This window comes from Archangium violaceum Cb vi76 (assembly GCF_000733295.1).
GTDB classification, from domain to species: domain Bacteria; phylum Myxococcota; class Myxococcia; order Myxococcales; family Myxococcaceae; genus Archangium; species Archangium violaceum.
Genome location: NZ_JPMI01000310.1, coordinates 1 through 16,587, shown reverse-complemented (window position 1 = coordinate 16,587; position 16,587 = coordinate 1). Strand labels below are relative to the sequence as shown.

Below are 16,587 nucleotides of genomic sequence, written 5' to 3'. Positions count from 1 at the left end.
GCCCCTCCCAACATCGTCCCCATCACCGCCGAGGGAAAGAACGTGCCGCCCGAGCCACCCGAGCCCAGGGTGATGGCGGTGGCCACCAGCTTCACGAGGCTCGCGGTGACGAGGAAGGCGAAGCTCAGGTGCCCGATGGCGGCCAGGTTGATGTAGTCGTGGCCGCTGCCCCACACCGTGGGGCTGAGGAAGAGGAGCACGCCCGCGCACAGCCCGCCGATTCCCGCGCGCTGCCACAACGCTCGCCGGCCGAGCCACGCGGACAGGCCTCCCGCCACCCGTCCACCGAAGAAGTCCTCCGTGTGGTGCAACAGCCGCACGAAGGCGTACGCGAGCAGCCCGCACAACAGGCCCAGCCCCGCGTAGCACAGCACCTCCCAGCCGCTCACCAGCTTGTAGCCGAGCCGGTGGAGCATCGGTGCCGCTTCCAGGGTGCCCCGGCTCACCAGGGTGCCCGCCACGCTCGCGAGGATGATGGGAGAGAAGACGCGCAGCTCGAACTCGCGCAGGATGATTTCCATCGCGAACATGGCGCCGGCGATGGGGGCATTGAAGGAGGCGGAGATGCCCGCGCCCGCCCCGCACGCCAGCAGGATGGCCAACTCGCGGCGGGAGAAGCCCAGCGTGCGGCCCACCGTCGAGGCGAAGGCGGCGCCTCCATACACAATGGGGCCCTCGCGTCCGCCCGAGCCACCGCTGCCGATGGTGATGGCGCTCGCCACCAGCTTGAGCAGGCCGCGCTGGCCGGGCAGATCCTGGTTGCCCTTCACCGCTCGCACCACCTCGGGGACGCCGTGGCCGTGGGTGTCCGGGTAGTCGCGCAGCAGCCGCCCCACCACCATGCCGCCCAGCGGCGGGGCCACCAGGTAGATCCACCAGGGCAGGTGCGGCAGCGTCTCCGCGAGGTGCTCGGCGTGGCCGAAGGCGCGGTTGAGCGCGGTGAGGGCCACCAGCGGGTAGTAGAGCGCGAGCGCGCCCAGCACCAGCAGGGCCAGCAGCCGCAGCCGGCGCTTCACCTCGTCCCGGGGCCCGCCCGGCTCGATGACGCGCGCCAGCAGCACGGCGCCGAAGGCCAGCGGGGCGCCGATGATGGCGTACTCGGCGTGCCAGTGCGCCTGGGCCAGCGCCTCCCAGAGGGTGATGAGGGTGCTCGAGCCCGGCGGACGCGGGGCCCGGCTCGCGAAGGCGACGGTGAACGTGAGCGCGTTCACCACTCCAATGAGGTTGGCGAAGATGCCCGCGGCCAGGCCGCTGTAGAGGCCCACCACCGCGCCAGCCACCGGCAGCACCGAGGGGCCGGGCAGGCGGAGCCGGTTGGAGGCGCTCAGCACCTCATGGATGACTCGCCGCAAGGGCTCGCGGAGCCGAAGGCGGGAGGTGGGCGGAGGTTCGTCATTCATTTGAGTTCCAACTAATGGACTCCCCCGGGGAGCTTCAAGGTGCTTTGGCCCCTCATCCGCTGGTGGGGTCGTCTCCTGGAATTCCCTGGCCTCCGGGCGTCACATGGTCGGCATCCGGGCAGCCAGGGCCCACCCGGTGGCCGGGTCGGGTGGCGTTCCGCTGCCACCTGCTGACCGGAGGAGACCGCGAGCCCCTTCTCGCCTGGCTGGGAGGGGTACTGGTCTTGCCCTCGCGAATGGGTACTCCTAATCAAAGGCCCAACAGCGGAGAGGTGGATCATGGAGCGGACACCGGCCACTCGTGAGGCGGCTCGTGGGAGCACCGGACGGGTCGTGGGGCAGGGAATGGTCTACGGCCTCGTCGCCGGCCTCGTCTTCGGGGCGGTGGAGCTCATCGGCTCGGCGGCGATGGGCAACCCCGCGTTGATGCCCGTACGCTCGTTCGCCAGCGTCCTGCTGGGGCGGGAGGCCTTCTCCGAGGCCGTCTGGCTCGGGTGGGTCGTCGCGGTGGGGCTCGGCGTGCACCTGGCCCTGTCGGCCCTCTTCGGGCTCCTCTATGGCGCCATCGAGTCGCGGATGAGCGTGGAGGGCCGCACGAGCTGGGGTCGTCAGGCGGCGGTGGGGTTGCTCTTTGGCGCGGCCATCTGGCTGGTGAACTTCCAGGTGATCGCCCGGCTCTTCTACCCCTGGTTCCTCGAGGCACCGCAGTTCCTGCAGCTCGCGCTGCATGCGGTGACCTTCGGGTTGCCGTTGGGCCTGATGTTCGCCGCGACCGAGCGCTACCAGCGGAGGACGAAGCGGCCAGTCGGCACCGCGGTGCGCGTGTAGATTCCGAGCGAGCGCGTCACATCTCCAGGCGTCTCCACTCCATCCACTTTGAACACAAACCAGTCAAAGGGAGTGGTCCGCCCCCTCTGTGAAGGTGCTGCGTGGAGGCAGCACCCAGGCGCGTCTCCGGGGGGGAGACCCCACCCGGAGGAGAACAGCCCATGCCCGCGATCCCAGCCATCACATTTCCCTCCCAGCCCATCTCGGGTGCCTTGACCCAGCGGCTGACCGCGCTCCGGCTGACGAGCGCGACCGCCGCCCGTGAGGAGGTGCGAAGCCTGCGGCTCCAGCGCACGGAGCTGGCGCCGAGCGTTGCCCGGGTCTTCCACGCCTCGGAGCACAAGGCCCTGAACTTCACCCGGGGCGTCATCGCCAACTGGCACGACGACACCGAGGCGGAGACGGACGCCGAGCCGTTGCTCGACTGGGCGCGGCGCGGTGGCGTCCAGCAGCGGCGGATGATGGTGCGGGCCTTCCGGCAGCAGCGCAGGGGCCTGCTCGTCGTCCACCACATCGGTGGGATGGCCCGGGCGGATGCCCGGACCTTCATGAAGGACTTCTTCGCCGCGGGCGGCAGCCTCGACGACGTGGCCGAGTGGTTCCAACGCGCCGGTCACGTGCTACGCACCGAGCGCTCCGGCACTCCGGGAACCGACGGCCTGTTCTCCAAGGCCTGGAACTGGGTGAAGGGCGCCGTCAAGACGGTGGGCGACGCGCTCAAGGCCGCCGGGAAGTCCCTGGCCAAGGCCATCGGCAAGGTCGTCAAGTGGACCGCCTCGAAGATCGCCGACTTCGTCGAGGGCGTGCTCGAGGCCGGCCGCAAGGTCGGAGAGATTCTCGCCGAGGCCCTCGAGAAGGGGCAGGACGCGCTGAAGAAGTTCGTCCGGGCCGTGCTCGACGCCGGCCGGAAGATTCGTGAGGTGGTCCAGTCCGTCGTCCAGTGGTCGGCGGCCTCACTGGAGAAGCTCTTTCGCGGGTTGAGGACGGCGGGCAGGAAGCTGGCGGAGGTGGCTCGCGAGGTCGCCCGCTTCACCGGCACCACCGTGCGCCGGCTCGTCGAGGGCCTGTACCGGGCGTACCGGCAGACGCGCGACATCCTGGTGGCCTTCGTGAAGGACCAGGTCAGCACCCTGCGCATGGTCCTGGAGGGCCTGTTCCGGGCGGGCGTGCAGCTGGGCAAGGCCATCGCCGACATCGTCCGGAACGTGGCCTCCCAGTTCCGCGAGGGCTTCTTCAAGGGGCTCATCGCGCTGGGCAAGAGCCCGTTCCTCATCATGAAGGAGGCGCTCAAGACGACCGCCGGGGTGGCGACGCTGGCTTTCGCCACGCTGCTGGACATCCTGGGCGGACACCGGCCGCTCACGGCCGCGGAGAAGCTGCAGGCCCGCCGGGTGTTCGGCAAGTCCATCGACCTGAACCGCGTGAAGGTGGCCGTCGCCTCCATCCCGGCGGACCTGGTCAACCTGATCAATGGAACGAGGCCCTTCACGACGATGTACGTGCTCAACTTCGCCTCGTGGCGCGAGGTCAGCATCAAGACGCTCATCCACGAGCTGACGCACACCTGGCAGGGCGTGGTGGCGGGCCCGGTGTACATGATCGAGGCCCTGCACGCGCAGACGCTCGGCGAGGGCTACACGGTGACGAACGCCATGCTTCGCGCTCGGGGCAACAAGCTGAGCCGCTTCAACCGGGAGCAGCAGGCGGTGATCGTCGAGGAGTTCTGGTACGAGCAGTGGGGCCGGCGCGACTTCCCGAGCCTGCGGGGACGCGGCCTGGACGTGAACCTGCTGCGGCCCTACGCGCGTGACGTGTTCAAGGGTCCCACGCGCGTCGTGGTGCCGCTGCCCAGGCCGCGCCGGAAGCCGCTGCCGCCCATCCGGATTCCCTCCGCCGCCGCGGCTCGGCTCGGCCGGGTGCACGCGCCGTAGCGAGGCCCGGCACCGATGCTGGCCCTCTTCGCGCCCTCGTCGTTCCGGCGCCCGCTCGTCGAGGCGCTCGGGGCCGCCGGGCTCCCGGCTGTCTTCCACCGGCGCCCGGAGCCCGGGGACGGAGGGGACCCCTTCCACCTGGAGGCCCTGGCGCGAAGGCTGGCGGGCCACGCCGGGGGTGTCCTCCTGGTAGCGCCCCCGCACCGCTCGCCGCGCACGGTGGTACCTGGGCCCGTGGTGGGCGGGTTGCCGGTGGGCGTGCTCTTCGCCCGGGAGCCGGGCGCGCTGTCCCCGTGGTTGGAGGCGGTGGTGCAATGGGGCCGGCGCGCGTGCGGGCCCCAGGCGGTGCTGGCCGCGTGGGAGGAGCACTACCTGCGGCTGGGCAGGGGCTTCGCGCGGCACCTGCGCGCCGTCTGTCCCGGCCGGACCATCACCTGGTTCGCCGACCGGCTGAACCGCCCGGCGATGCTGGAGCGGCTCGCCGGAGGGCCCGCGCTGGCCGCCTACTTCGGCCATGGCCACTCGGACGGGCTGGGGGGCTACCACGGCGTGTACCGGGAGCACGTCGAGGCCCAGGGCGCCTGGCGGCCGTGCGGCGTATTCGCGGCGTGGGCCTGTGACACGCTCGTGCAGGCGCGAGGAGGCGGCTCGTTCGGACGCTTCCTCGTCGGGTCCGGCCGTGCCGTGGGATTCCTGGGCTCGACGGCCGCCGTGCGGACCCCGGACAACGCGGCGCTCGTGGAGCTGGCTGGCACGTGCTTCGAGCGGATGCGGCCCGCGAACCTGGGCCGATGGGTGTGCGCCATCGACGCGGCGCTCGTGCCCGGCTCGCCCGCGTGGCGGGCCTGGCGCACCTACCGGCTGCTCGGAGCTCCGTCTCAGCCCCTCTGAATGCGCGCGGGGTGGTGATTCGAAGGATGTCCTTGATGGGGCGCTCGACTTCACCTTCAGCACGGCTCACCGTGCAAGGCGCGGCGGAGCGGCAGATCGCCCGCGACGTCGAGCGCACGGGTCCGCAGGCGGAGGATGCCAGCGTCGAAGTGCATCCGGCCGGTGAAGTCACTGCGGACCAGGACGGGCGATCTGGCCGTGTACAGCCGGCCATCGGTGAGCCGGGAGTACACCCGGCCCTTCTTCACCCAGCGGCTCTCGGTCCGGGATGAAGGCGGTCCGCGTCTCCTGCTCTGGGAAGAGGCTGCGGATGCCATCGGCCAGGGCTTTCAGGGTGTCGATGACCCCCTGGACGATGGCCTTCACCGCCTCGACGAGCTTCTTGAGCAGGAGGACGAGGAAATTGATGTTGTCGTCGATGCGCTCGAACAGTTCGAGCGCCTCCTGGGGGCTCGGGATGACGCCGGCCTGGTACTTCAGCAGCAACGTGCTCGCCAGGCCCATCTTCTCGGCCACATCTCATGTTTGGTTTCAGGTAAAACGAAACGTCTGTATCGGGGGGGGGGCCGGCGCAGCAGCCCGGCCCAATCCAACGGTGTCATGTCCTCCGGGGTGGGGGAGTCGAGTTGACAGTGTACCGGGTGGCGGCTGCTCCGGCTTGTGGTTGGTGTCACCCGTGAAGACCCTCCCGCCCATCCACGCTGCTTCCAATCTCCAGCAGGTGGAACAAGGGGGGGACAGGATGTTCAAGGCAATCAAACTGGGCCTGGGGCTCGTGACGGCGATGCTGCTCGCGGGCTGGGACGGCACACCCCGTCAGTCCACCGTCTACACGGTGTCGAACGACGCCGAGGGCAACGCGGTGGCCGTCTTCATCCAGGAAGAGGACGGCACGCTGAGCGCCGGGCCGCGGGTGGCCACGGGAGGACGGGGCACGGGCAGCGGACTGGGCAACCAGGGCGCTCTGGCCCTCAGCGAGGACGAGCGCTTCCTGTTCGTCATCAACGCCGGCAGCAACGACCTCTCCTCCTTCCGGGTGCTGCGCTCCGGGCCGAAGCTGCTGGGGCGGGTGCCGTCCGGAGGCACGACGCCGGTGAGCCTGACCGTCCACGGGGAGCTGCTCTACGTGCTCAACGCGGGGGACGGAGGCAACATCAGCGGCTTCCGGGTGGGGAGCGACGGCGGGCTGACGCCCCTGCCGGACTCCATACGCCCGCTGAGCGGCGCGGCGGTGACGGCTCCCGCGCAGGTGTCCTTCAGCCCGGATGGCTCGCTGCTGGTCGTAACGGAGAAGGCAACCAACCTCATTGACACCTATACGGTGGACGTCAACGGCAGGGCCCATGGGCCCATCGTCCAGTCCTCGGAGGGCCCTACGCCCTTCGGCTTCGCCTTCGACAAGCGCGGTCGCCTCTTCGTCTCCGAAGCGGCGGCCGGGGTCCCGAATGGCTCGGCGCTGTCCTCGTACCATGTCGATGGCGCGGGGCGGCTGTCGCTCCAGGACCAGCAGCCCAGCCGGCAGACGGCGGCGTGCTGGGTGGTGGTGACACGCAACGGGCGCTATGCCTACACCTCCAACACGGGGAGTGCCTCCATCACCGGCTACCGTATCTTCAAGAGCGGCAACCTCTCCTTGCTGGACTCCGATGGCGTCACCGCCAGCGCCCCCGAGGGCAGCGTGCTGATCGACATGAGCCTGTCGGACGACAGCCGCTACCTCTACGTGCTCGACTCGCAGGGGGCCGTCCGCGCCTACCGGGTGGGGGACGGAGGCGGCCTCTCTGGCCTGGGCAGCGTGCCCGCTCCGGCCGGCTCCACGGGGCTCCTCTTCCGCTGAGCACCGCCACTCACGGGCCCGCCGCCTCCCGGTGCATGTCTGCCCCGGGAGGACGGCGCGGTCCGCCTGGAACGGCTTGGTGAAGTCCACGCGCTCCTTCGTCACCACGGGACCGCGGCGGAGCAGCACCCACTTGAACTGCGTGCCTCGCTCCACGAAGGTCTTGAAGCCCTCCGAGGCGGACCAGTTCGTTCCATCCGGCTCCGAGTTGGCCCCGAATGGCCCCGGCGCCTTGGGATCGTCTTACCCCAGCGCCTCGAATGACTTCTTGTTGGCCTCGTCCACCTCACCCGGGAACTTCTCCTCCATCTCCTCGCCCGTCCCCCTGCACGCCCACCGTGATGGACATCGCGCGCTATCCGGGTGGGGCGTCGCTCAGCCCTTCGCTCACGGCCCGAGGCCTGTGCAGCAGCTTGTGCAGCTCCACGGCGACGATGATGCTGGCGGCCACGGCGATGATGCGCAGCCAGGAGCTCCAGTCCGTCAGGGGCACCACGCGCAGCACGAACTGCGTGGGCGCGAAGAAGAGCGCTCCCACGTGCACCAGCAGCGCCGCCGCCGTGGCCCAGAACAGGAACGGGTTGGAGAAGGGGCTGCGCAGGAAGACGGACTGCGTCTCCGAGCGCGCGTTGCCCACCTGGAACATCTGGAAGAGCACCATCGTCGTCAGCGCCGCCGTCTGCGCCGCTGGCACCGAGCCCGTCAGCCCCAGCTCCCAGCGGAAGATGGCGAGCGTCCCCAGGGCGATGACGATGCCGGAGAGGACCGTGCGCTCCCACAGCAGCCCCGAGATGAAGCCCTCGCGGCGCGGACGCGGAGGACGCTTCAACACGCCCTCGTCACCGGGCTCGAAGGCCAGCGCCACGTCCTGCAGGCCGTTGGTGACGAGGTTGAGCCACAAGAGCTGAGCCGGCAGGAACGGCAGCGGCCACCCCAGCGCGAGCGAGACCAGAATCACCAGGATGGAGGCCGCGCCCGTGGAGATGAGGAAGAAGGTGGCCTTGCGCAGGTTGTCGAAGGTGACCCGGCCTTCCTCCACCGCGTTGACGATGCTCACGAAGTTGTCGTCCGCGAGCACCATGTCCGAGGCCTCGCGCGCCACGTCCGTGCCCCCGCGCCCCATGGCCACGCCGATGTCCGCCGCCTTCAGCGCCGGGGCGTCGTTGACGCCATCCCCCGTCACCGCCACCACCGCCCCTTCCTTCTGCAGCGCCCTCACCACCCGCAGCTTCTGCTCGGGTGCCACCCGCGCGTAGAGCGACACCTCGCGCACCCGCCGCCGCAGCGCCTCCTCGTCCAACGCCTCCAACTCCCGCCCCGTCAGCACCTCGCCCGGGCCCCCCAGTCCCAGGTCCTCGCCGATGGCCCGCGCCGTCGCCGCGTGGTCTCCCGTAATCATCACCACCCGGATGCCCGCCCCCTGGCAGGCCGCCACCGCCTCGCGCACGCCCTCCCTGGGCGGGTCCATCATCCCCGAGAGCCCCAGGAAGGTGAGGCCCCCGGGCTCTCCCACCTCCTCGGGGCGCGGCGCCGCTCCGTCCAACCTCCGGTACGCCATGGCCAGCACCCGCAGGCCCCGTGCCGCCAGCGCCGTCGCCGCCTGCTGCACCGCGCTCGCGTCCAGGGGCTCCGGTCCCGACTCGCCCTGCTGCGTGTGGCACATGGCCACCACCCGCTCCGGTGCTCCCTTCACGAAGACGCTTCGCGCGCCCTCCCGCTCGCGGATGCTCGCCGAATACTGCCGCTCCGGCTCGAAGGGAATCTCCGCGTACGAGGCCCAGTGCGCCCGCACCGCCTCGTGCCGCACGCCCAGCTTCTCCGCCGCCAGCAGCAGCGCCGCCTCCGTCGGGTCTCCCCGCGTCTCCAGGCCCTGCTCGCCCTGGAATACCTCGGCCTCGTTGGTGAGCACTCCCGCCAGCAGCGCCAGGTACAGCGGCGGGTGCTCGGCGAGGCTCTCCGCGTCCTCCGCCGGCCGCGCCCGCCCATCCCGCGCGAGCGCCTCGTCCGTCAGCGAGTAGAAGCGGCCCCCCGCCCACATCTCCTGCACCGTCATCCGGTTCTCCGTCAGGGTGCCCGTCTTGTCCGAGCCGATGACGGTGGTGCTGCCCAGCGTTTCGATGGCCGGCAGCTTGCGGATGATGGCCCGCCGCCGCGCCATGCGCCGCACCCCCACCGCCAGGGTGATGGTGAGCACCACCGGCAGGCCCTCGGGGATGGCCGCCACCGCGAGCGCCACCGCCACCATGAACATGTGAGCCACCGACTCGCCCCTCAGCACGCCGATGAGGAAACCCGCCAACGAGCCCACCCCCACCACGATGCCCACCAGCCGCGCGAAGCGGTCCATCCGCTCCTGCAGCGGCGTCGTCTGCTCCACCTCCTCGCGGATGCTGCCGGCGATGCGCCCCAGCTCCGAGTGTCCGCCGGTGGCCACCACGTAGCCGCGGCCCCGGCCGCTCGCCACCACCGTGCCCGTGTAGGCCATGTTCTCCCGGTCCGAGACCGGCGCCCCCTCCTCCACCGTGCCCGCCCGCTTGTGTGTCGGCACGGACTCCCCGGTGAGCAGCGACTCGTTCACCGTGAGCGCCGTGGCCGACACCAGCCGCAGGTCCGCCGGCACCCGCGTGCCCGACTCCAGCAGCACCAGGTCCCCCGGCACCAACTCCCGGCTCTCCACCTCCCGCTCGCGCCCCTCGCGCACCACGCGGGCCCTGGGGGCCACCAGCCGCATGAGCGCACGCACGGACACCTCGGCCCGGCGCTCCTGGGTGAAGCCGATGAGCGCGTTGATGACGAGGATGGCGGCGATGACGCCCGCGTCGATGTGCTCTCCGAGCAGCAGCGTCACCACCCCGGCCGCGAGCAGGATGTAGATGAGTGGACTCTGGAACTGGTGCAGGAGCACCAGGAGGAGGGGCGTGGGAGGCGCCTCCTCGAGCTGGTTGGGGCCGTACCGCGTCAGCCGGGCCGAGGCCGTGGGGCGGGTCAGACCCAGCGCACCCGTGCCGAGCTTCGCCTCCAGCTCCTCTGCCGGCAGGGCATGCCAGGGCTCCCCGTGATTCTTCTCCACTGTGCACCTCCGTGCGGACTCCCGGCCGTTTCCCGGATGCGAGAATCGGGGGCAAGTTCTCTCTAATGACGAAAGATGCTCTCCGCGGCCATGCGGCGACGGAACACCGATGAGGCCACGGGCCAGAGGGACATGCGCAGCCCGAGGTCCCGGAGCGCCAGGCGGAGCCGGCTCTCGGGCACGAACCATCCCGCGATGCGGCGCCCGGCGGCCTGCTTGTGCTCGATGGCGGGCTTGAGCCGTTGCTCGTAGCGAGCCAGCGCGGCCGGGACGTCGCTGCCCGCCATCCCCAGTTCCTCGGCCAGGAGGTACGCACCGGCGACCGCCATGGACGCTCCCTGGCCCGCCAGCAGTGAGACGCACTGGCACGCATCACCCAACAACACGACGCGCCCGGTGCTCCAGTGCGGCATGTCTATCTGCGTCACCGTGTCGAAATAGAAGCCCGATGCCTGTTCACAGCGCTCGAGCAGCTCGGGGACGAGCCAGTCCATCCCCCGGTAGACGGTCCGGAGCTCCCGGAGCGCGGACTCCCGGGAGAAGTCCTCGACCGGGTGCTCGGCCCGGTGGATGAAGAACGTGGCGAGACGTCCTCCCCGGATGGGGTACACGGCCACCTGCCGATTCGGCACCGTCAGGGTGGTGAAGGCCTCGCGGTCGCGCAGCCCGTCCGGGGGGCCGTCCAGGATGAACGAGGCCGTGTAGCAGCCAATGAAGCGCGCGAATCGCTCTTCCGGCCCGAAGGCCAGCCGGCGGACCTGGGAGTGGACTCCGTCCGCGCCCACCAGGAGGTCGAAGTCGTCCTCCGCTCCGTCGCTCAGCCGCACGCGGACTCGAGCTCCATGCTGCTCGAACGCCTCCACGGTCGTGTGGAAGCGGAGCTCGACCCTGCCTTCAATCCGGGCATGGAGCACCCGCGCCAGCTCGCCCCGCATGAAGTTGAAGTGACGACCTTCGAAGATCCGCCTGCGCAGCACGGGGTAGGGCAGGGAGATGCGCTCCCGGCCTCGCTCGTCCACGAAGGTGAGGTGTGCGATCGGATAGTGAATCCGCTCGAGCTCTGGCAAGAGGCCCAGCCGCTCGCCCGCGTCGTGGCCCGAGCCGAAGAAGTCGATCATGTAGCCTTCATCCCGGAAGTGCGGGGCCCTCTCGACCACCACGGGATGATGGCCCTGGCGCTCCAGACACCACGCCAGCGTCAGCCCGGCGATTCCTCCTCCACAGATGAGCACCTTCATCTTTGGCCTCTCTCTCAGTGCGAGGGCGCGGGCAGCGAGGCGAAGTAGGCGGCGACATCGCTCATCTGCTTGGGCGCGTGCGACAAACTGAGCGGAGCGTTGGAAAGTTCACCCCCCGGCTGGCGCGGGGAACCGAAGCGTCACGGCCTGGTGTCCGGGGGGCGCACGTTGGCGAGGGTATCGGGTGGCTTGTCGGGCCGCTGGAGAACGGACATCGAGCCATCGGTCTCGAGCACGACGGCCTCGACGGCGTCGAGCCGTGCCACCCCCTGGTCTCGCATCACGGCGAGGACTTCCGACTCGACGACACGCGCCCGGCGCATGGCCCTGGGAAGGAAGCGCCCCTGGTGGAACAGCAGAATGGGTTCGGACTTCACCATGTGGTTGACCCAGGGCGCGCGCACCGAGGTCCAGGTGACGAGGAACTGCAGCCCGATGAGGAGGGCGAAGGCGAGCAGGCCCTCGGCCAATGCCACGTCCCTCGACAAGAGCACCGTGGCGAGGGTGGAGCCCAGCGCCACCGTCACCACCAGGTCGAAGGCATTGAGCTTGGAGAGGGTGCGGGGGCCCGAGATGCGCAGCATGAGCACCAGCGCCGCGTAGGCACACGCGCCTACCAGCAGCACCCGGCCCAGACCCTGCCAGTTGTCGAAGAACATGCCTTCCTCCCATGGCGAGCGCGGCTTCAGTGTGGGCCATGCCCCTGCGGATTGGCATGGCGGGCCGTCTCTGCTTCCCGCACGTCCTCGAAGGCCCGTCCGACGCTGGCATCCAGCAGCGAGAGCTGCCGCTCCAGCTCGGCGCGCCGGAAGGGCGGCGCCACCCGCAGCAGATCCTCCAGCAGGAAGCGCAGGCGCCGGGCCACCTGGAGGGAGCCCGCGCCGTAGTCGCGCACCTCGTCCACGGCGAGCCGCACGTACGCGCTCCAGCCCGGTCGCGGGCAGAGCAGCCGCACCGTGCCCGCTTCGTCCTCGCGCGCGGGTGAGGGAAAGCGCTGCCGGACGAGGCGCCGCAGCAAGTCGTGCAGCTGGTCGATGGCCTGGACGGCCGTGGTGGGATCGTTGATGCCCGGGGAGAGGGCGCGCTCGGCGATGTCGACGAGCTGGCGGAAGCCAAAGGCGGTGTCCTGATGCAGGGTCCGCTCCGGGCCAATGTTGATGGCGCTCAGCAGGGCTTCGACCTCGAGCCGCGCGCCCTCGCCCCAGACCTCGAAGAGTGGACTTCCATGGGGAACGAAGTCGCCCACCATGGGCACCAGGGCGAGCGTGACGCCCGCCTTCCGGGCACACGTGAAGAGCTCCTCCTCGTCCACGGCGACGAGCACGCCGGAGGTGCCGGAATGGGGCACGAGGAGCGAGGCGGGGGCCGGGGGCCTCTCGAGCCGGGAGTCCTCCACGTCCTCGCCAATGCCGTCCGGGTACATCCGTTCCAGGCTGTGGCGCGTCTCGTTGCCGATGCGGGTGAGGATGACCACGGCGCGGATGGATTGGGAGACGTGGTGGATGAAGAAGATGAAGGTGCCCACGCAGAGCACGCCGAGCACCACCGCGAGCCAGACGGACAACGAGGGCACGTGGAGCTCGATGCCCTCCGACGTGCCCCGGACACCGCGCAGCGTCAGCAGGGCGTAGACGAACGTGCCCACGAAGATGCCCAGGGCAAGCTGGCTCTGCCGGTCCCTGAGAAAGGTGCGCAGGACGCGGGGGGAGAACTGGTTGCTGGCCTGCTGGAGCACGAGGATGGTGACGGAGAAGACCAGGCCCGAGAACGTCATCATCGAGGAGGCGACCGCGGAGAGCACCGAGCGCGCACCCTCGGGCCCCCCGCGGAAGAGGTACCAGGCGTGCTCCTCCTGGGACAGGTGCGAGTCGATGGCCTGGGCGGCATACGAGAGGCCGATGGCTCCGGCCACGCACAGTGTGGGGACCAGCCAGTAGCTCGTGTCGAAGCGCTCGGTCAGGCGCATGAGTCGTAGTCGCATGCCGCCTCATTTCTCCCTGGAGGGCCCGTGTTGCCTCCCAGCAACCTGTTGCTTCCCGCGTGGGGGTGCAGAGCGGACCGGTCCGAGGGGGCGCCTGAGAGCCCTACCGGACAGCGGGCCTGCGGACAGGCCTCCGAGCGGACGTTCCTCGAGAAGAGCGACATCCTGTCGCTTCGCAGCCCCACACTCTCCGGGGACGTGGTGGAGCCGCCGTAGCCCGTACTGGCACTCGCGGGGGGGCGGACCGACCCTTGAAAGTGAACGCGGCCCCCGGGCCGCCCGACCCCAGGGGACGCCAGGGAGGTGCGACTGTTGACGTTGCCGCGTGGCATGCAGGCGGGGCGGCGTTGAGCGCTTCGAGCGGAGGCACATGTGAAGCAGGGGACGAAACGGAAGCTCGTGCGCATCGGGGGGACGGTGCTGGCCGTCTTCGTGGCCCTGGCCCTCTACGGGGTGTTCATCGAGCCGCGCTACCTGCTCGAGGTCGAGCATCAGGAGGCCCGGGTGCCGGGCCTGCCCGCGGCCTGGGAGGGCCGCCAGGTCGCCGTGCTCGCGGACTTCCAGATTGGCATGAACCTGGGCAACGAGCGGGCCATGCGGGAGGCGGTGGCCGACACCGTCCGGCTCCGGCCGGCGGCGGTGTTGCTTCTCGGGGACTTCGTCTTCGACGCGGAGGCCGACGAGGTGGCCGGCAAGATGGGGCGGGTGGAGGAGCTCCTCCGGCCATTGACACAGGCGGGGCTGCCCACCTTCGCGGTGCTCGGCAACCACGACTACGGCCTGAATACGAAGGAGGACAACATCGAGCTCGGGGTGATGGAGGCGGCGGTGGCGGGGCTGCGCTCCATCGGCGTGACGGTGCTGCGCAACGAGGCCGTCCGGCTCGGCCCGGGCGAGCCCGCGCTCCACCTGGTGGGGGTGGATTCGCATTGGGCCCTGCGCGACGAGCCCCTGGAGGCGCTGGAGGACGTACCCCCCGGGGCGCCCCGCCTCGTGCTCATGCACAACCCGGACTCGTTCCGGGAGTTTCCCCCGGGCACCGCGCCCTTCGCGGTGGCGGGCCACACCCATGGGGGCCAGGTCCGCATCCCCTTCCTGCCCCATTGGAGCTGGCGCAGCCTCGCCGTGGAAGGCGAGTCCCATACGGACGGGTGGATCTCCGACCCCGGCTTCGGCGCGCCGGGCAATCACCTCTACGTCAACCGGGGCCTCGGGATGAGCACCATCCCCGTGCGCATCAACTGCCCCCCCGAGCTGACGGTGTTCACCCTGCGGCGCGGCGAGCCGGACGCCCTGGCCTCTTCCGAGCGGTCCCGCGCGGCCCGGCGGGGACAGGGCTCGCGGAGGTAGTGCATGGCGCTCCACCGGTCCCACTCCCATCCTTCGGACATGAGATCTTCTTCAGAGGGGCCGTTTCCCATGGCCCTGGAAGGAAGGGGCTATACCCTCGCGGCCTGGAGTGGCGTGCTCCTCATCCTCCTGTGCCTGGCCCTCACGCTCGAGGCGGGGCGGTGGTCGGACGCGTTTCTCGTCAGCGGCTTCCTGGCCCTGTCCATCGCCTACCTGACGCTCGTGCGCCAGCTGCCGGCGGTGCTCGATCTGGTGGTGGTGCTCACGGCCCTGCTCAACGCCGTGGGGTGGGGCGGGGGGCTGCTGAGGCGCGTCTGGTTCTTCGATGATCTGCTCCACCTGCTGACGCCGCTGACCGGGGCCGTGCTGATCTGCCTCCGGCTGGGCCAGGCCGTGGGACCGCCCCTCACGGCACGCCGGGCCCTGCTGTGGACGCTCGCCACCGCCCTCACCCTCTCCGCGGGAGTGCTCTGGGAGTTCGCCGAGTGGGTGGCCAATTCCCTCCGGTTCCCGTTGGAGGACACGCTGCCGGACCTGCTGCTCGACACCCTGGGGGCGATGATGGGGTCCGCGCTCGCGCTGCGGCTGATGGACCGCTACCCGCCCGGGATGTGGCGTGGCCCGGCCCGCGCCGGGTAGCCGGATGCGCGCCGCCCAGCACATCGTTCCATGGGCGTGGCGGGCTCTCGAAGGGCCGGCTGGTCCTCGCCTGGAGGACGAGCAGGCGTGAGCCTTGTCGCACCCCGCGGGCCGGCACAGCTTGCGGGCATGGAGTTCTTCGGGGTCCGCATTCTCGGCTTCAACGCCGAGACGCTGCGCAAGGTGGTGCTGTCACTGGTGGTGCTCGCGCTGGTGATGGGCGTGCGCGCGCTGCTGGGCGTGGTGGTGGGCCTGGGCACGGGCGTCTCGCGCCGCTCCATCTGGACGCGCAAGTCCATCCGCCTGGCCTTCGGTGGACTCAGCGTGCTGCTGCTGCTGTCCATCTGGTTCGACAAGCCCGAGCGCTTCGCCACCTTCACCGGACTGCTGGCCGGTGGCATCGCCTTCGCCTCGCAGAACGCGGTGCAGTCCATGGCCGGCTACTTCGTCATCGTGTTCGGCAAGGTGTTCGATCTGGGGGACCGCATCCAGATTGGCGACGTGCGCGGGGACGTGCTGGACATCGGTCTGTTCAAGACGACGGTGATGGAGATGGGCGTGCCCAACCTCCTGTTCCCGGATCCGCACTCGTGGGTGGCGTCGCGGCAGTACACGGGCCGGGTCGTCACCATCACCAACGCGGAGATCTTCAAGCAGCCGACGTACAACTACACGCGCAACTTCAACTTCCTCTGGGAGGAGATGCGGCTGCCGCTGCGCTACGGCACCGACGTGGGACGCGCCGAGGAGATCGTCCTGGCGGCCGTGCGCGAGGCCACCACCGGCATCATCCAGGAGGGCCACCGCGAGCTGGAGAACATGCGCGAGCGCTACCTCATCCACGCCGCGGACCTGGAGCCGCGCGCCTTCGTGAGGCTGACGGACAACTGGATGGAGCTGAGCGTGCGCTTCCTGGTGAAGACCTACGGCATCCGCGAGGTAAAGGACGTCATCTCCCGGCGCATCCTCGAGCGCTTCCAGGAGGAGGGCATCGAGCTGGCCTCCGCCACGGTGGAGTTGGCGCGGGTGCCGCCCGTCGAGGTGCGCACCGAGGCGGCGCGCACCGCCTCGGACGAGGCCCCGCCCGCGCACCATTGAGCGCGAAGGCCCCTCGTCCCGTGCCCGCTCCGCTCTTGGTGCGGAGGGCGTGAGGGAAGGCAGGCCCCTGGAGTCCAGGCAGCGGAGCCCGGGCGGGATGCTCCTCCCCTCATCCAGGGACCGGGCGGGCGGGCGCCAGGCCCTCTCGCACGGCTGACGCTTCCGCCGGGGGTGGCCACCCTCCCGGGTAGGGGAGACCTGCTTGCGGCCCGCGCGCATTCACGACTACGCCGCCATCGGGGATGGGCACAGCGCCGCGTGCGTCCTCCTCGGGTGTGCTGCTGGGCGGCCTCTTCCGGCCGTGAGGCAGCGGGAGGTCGGGTG

The 16,587-nt window shown here is 70.5% G+C and carries 13 protein-coding genes; 7 read left to right on the top strand and 6 right to left on the bottom strand.

The window, feature by feature from the left end; translation table 11 throughout:
• Positions 1-1,400, bottom strand: a 1,400-nt coding sequence (locus Q664_RS43050; protein ID WP_200883850.1) for a chloride channel protein, incomplete at its 3' end; no start/stop codon positions are given.
• Positions 1,401-1,679: 279 nt separating this feature from the next.
• Here Q664_RS43050 and Q664_RS43045 point away from each other — a divergent pair.
• The 3 genes from Q664_RS43045 (at position 1,680) to Q664_RS43035 (ending at position 5,050) form a co-directional block, all read left to right on the top strand.
• The gene (locus tag Q664_RS43045) at positions 1,680-2,228 is read left to right on the top strand and encodes a hypothetical protein (protein WP_235217096.1); all 549 of its coding nucleotides are present in this window, start codon (positions 1,680-1,682) and stop codon (positions 2,226-2,228) included.
• Positions 2,229-2,389: 161 nt separating this feature from the next.
• The gene (locus Q664_RS43040) at positions 2,390-4,159 is read left to right on the top strand and encodes a hypothetical protein (protein WP_043410355.1); all 1,770 of its coding nucleotides are present in this window, start codon (positions 2,390-2,392) and stop codon (positions 4,157-4,159) included.
• Positions 4,160-4,174: 15 nt separating this feature from the next.
• The gene (locus Q664_RS43035) at positions 4,175-5,050 is read left to right on the top strand and encodes a hypothetical protein (RefSeq protein WP_043410353.1); all 876 of its coding nucleotides are present in this window, start codon (positions 4,175-4,177) and stop codon (positions 5,048-5,050) included.
• 168 nt (positions 5,051-5,218) lie between these two features.
• Here Q664_RS43035 and Q664_RS59625 read toward each other — a convergent pair whose 3' ends face one another.
• Positions 5,219-5,566 carry a hypothetical protein gene (locus Q664_RS59625; RefSeq protein ID WP_043410351.1) on the bottom strand — a complete coding sequence of 116 codons (348 nt, stop codon included), beginning with the start codon at positions 5,564-5,566 and terminating at the stop codon, positions 5,219-5,221.
• 226 nt (positions 5,567-5,792) lie between these two features.
• Here Q664_RS59625 and Q664_RS43025 point away from each other — a divergent pair, with 226 nt between their 5' ends.
• Positions 5,793-6,887 (top strand): lactonase family protein, encoded by a 1,095-nt coding sequence (locus Q664_RS43025; protein ID WP_043410349.1) that lies wholly within the window; start codon positions 5,793-5,795, stop codon positions 6,885-6,887.
• Positions 6,888-7,242: 355 nt separating this feature from the next.
• Here Q664_RS43025 and Q664_RS43020 read toward each other — a convergent pair whose 3' ends face one another.
• The 4 genes from Q664_RS43020 to Q664_RS43005 form a co-directional block, all read right to left on the bottom strand.
• Positions 7,243-9,957, bottom strand: coding sequence for a cation-translocating P-type ATPase (locus Q664_RS43020; protein ID WP_052519393.1), 2,715 nt, complete (start codon positions 9,955-9,957; stop codon positions 7,243-7,245).
• Positions 9,958-10,019: 62 nt separating this feature from the next.
• Positions 10,020-11,195 (bottom strand): FAD-dependent monooxygenase, encoded by a 1,176-nt coding sequence (locus tag Q664_RS43015; RefSeq protein ID WP_043410346.1) that lies wholly within the window; start codon positions 11,193-11,195, stop codon positions 10,020-10,022.
• Between the two features lie 140 nt (positions 11,196-11,335).
• A complete protein-coding gene (locus tag Q664_RS43010) occupies positions 11,336-11,854 on the bottom strand; it encodes a DUF421 domain-containing protein (protein ID WP_043410343.1) in 519 nt (172 codons plus the stop codon).
• A 26-nt stretch (positions 11,855-11,880) separates the two neighbouring features.
• A complete protein-coding gene (locus tag Q664_RS43005) occupies positions 11,881-13,176 on the bottom strand; it encodes a DUF2254 domain-containing protein (RefSeq protein WP_043410341.1) in 1,296 nt (431 codons plus the stop codon).
• Between the two features lie 372 nt (positions 13,177-13,548).
• Here Q664_RS43005 and Q664_RS42995 point away from each other — a divergent pair, with 372 nt between their 5' ends.
• The 3 genes from Q664_RS42995 (at position 13,549) to Q664_RS42985 (ending at position 16,263) form a co-directional block, all read left to right on the top strand.
• On the top strand, positions 13,549-14,526 hold the full coding sequence (locus tag Q664_RS42995) for a metallophosphoesterase (protein ID WP_052519392.1): 978 nt from the start codon (positions 13,549-13,551) through the stop codon (positions 14,524-14,526).
• Positions 14,527-14,595: 69 nt separating this feature from the next.
• The gene (locus Q664_RS42990; RefSeq protein ID WP_043410335.1) at positions 14,596-15,165 is read left to right on the top strand and encodes a DUF2238 domain-containing protein; all 570 of its coding nucleotides are present in this window, start codon (positions 14,596-14,598) and stop codon (positions 15,163-15,165) included.
• Between the two features lie 87 nt (positions 15,166-15,252).
• Positions 15,253-16,263, top strand: a complete 1,011-nt coding sequence (locus tag Q664_RS42985; protein ID WP_152622666.1) for a mechanosensitive ion channel family protein — start codon at positions 15,253-15,255, stop codon at positions 16,261-16,263.
• Positions 16,264-16,587: the final 324 nt, after the last annotated feature.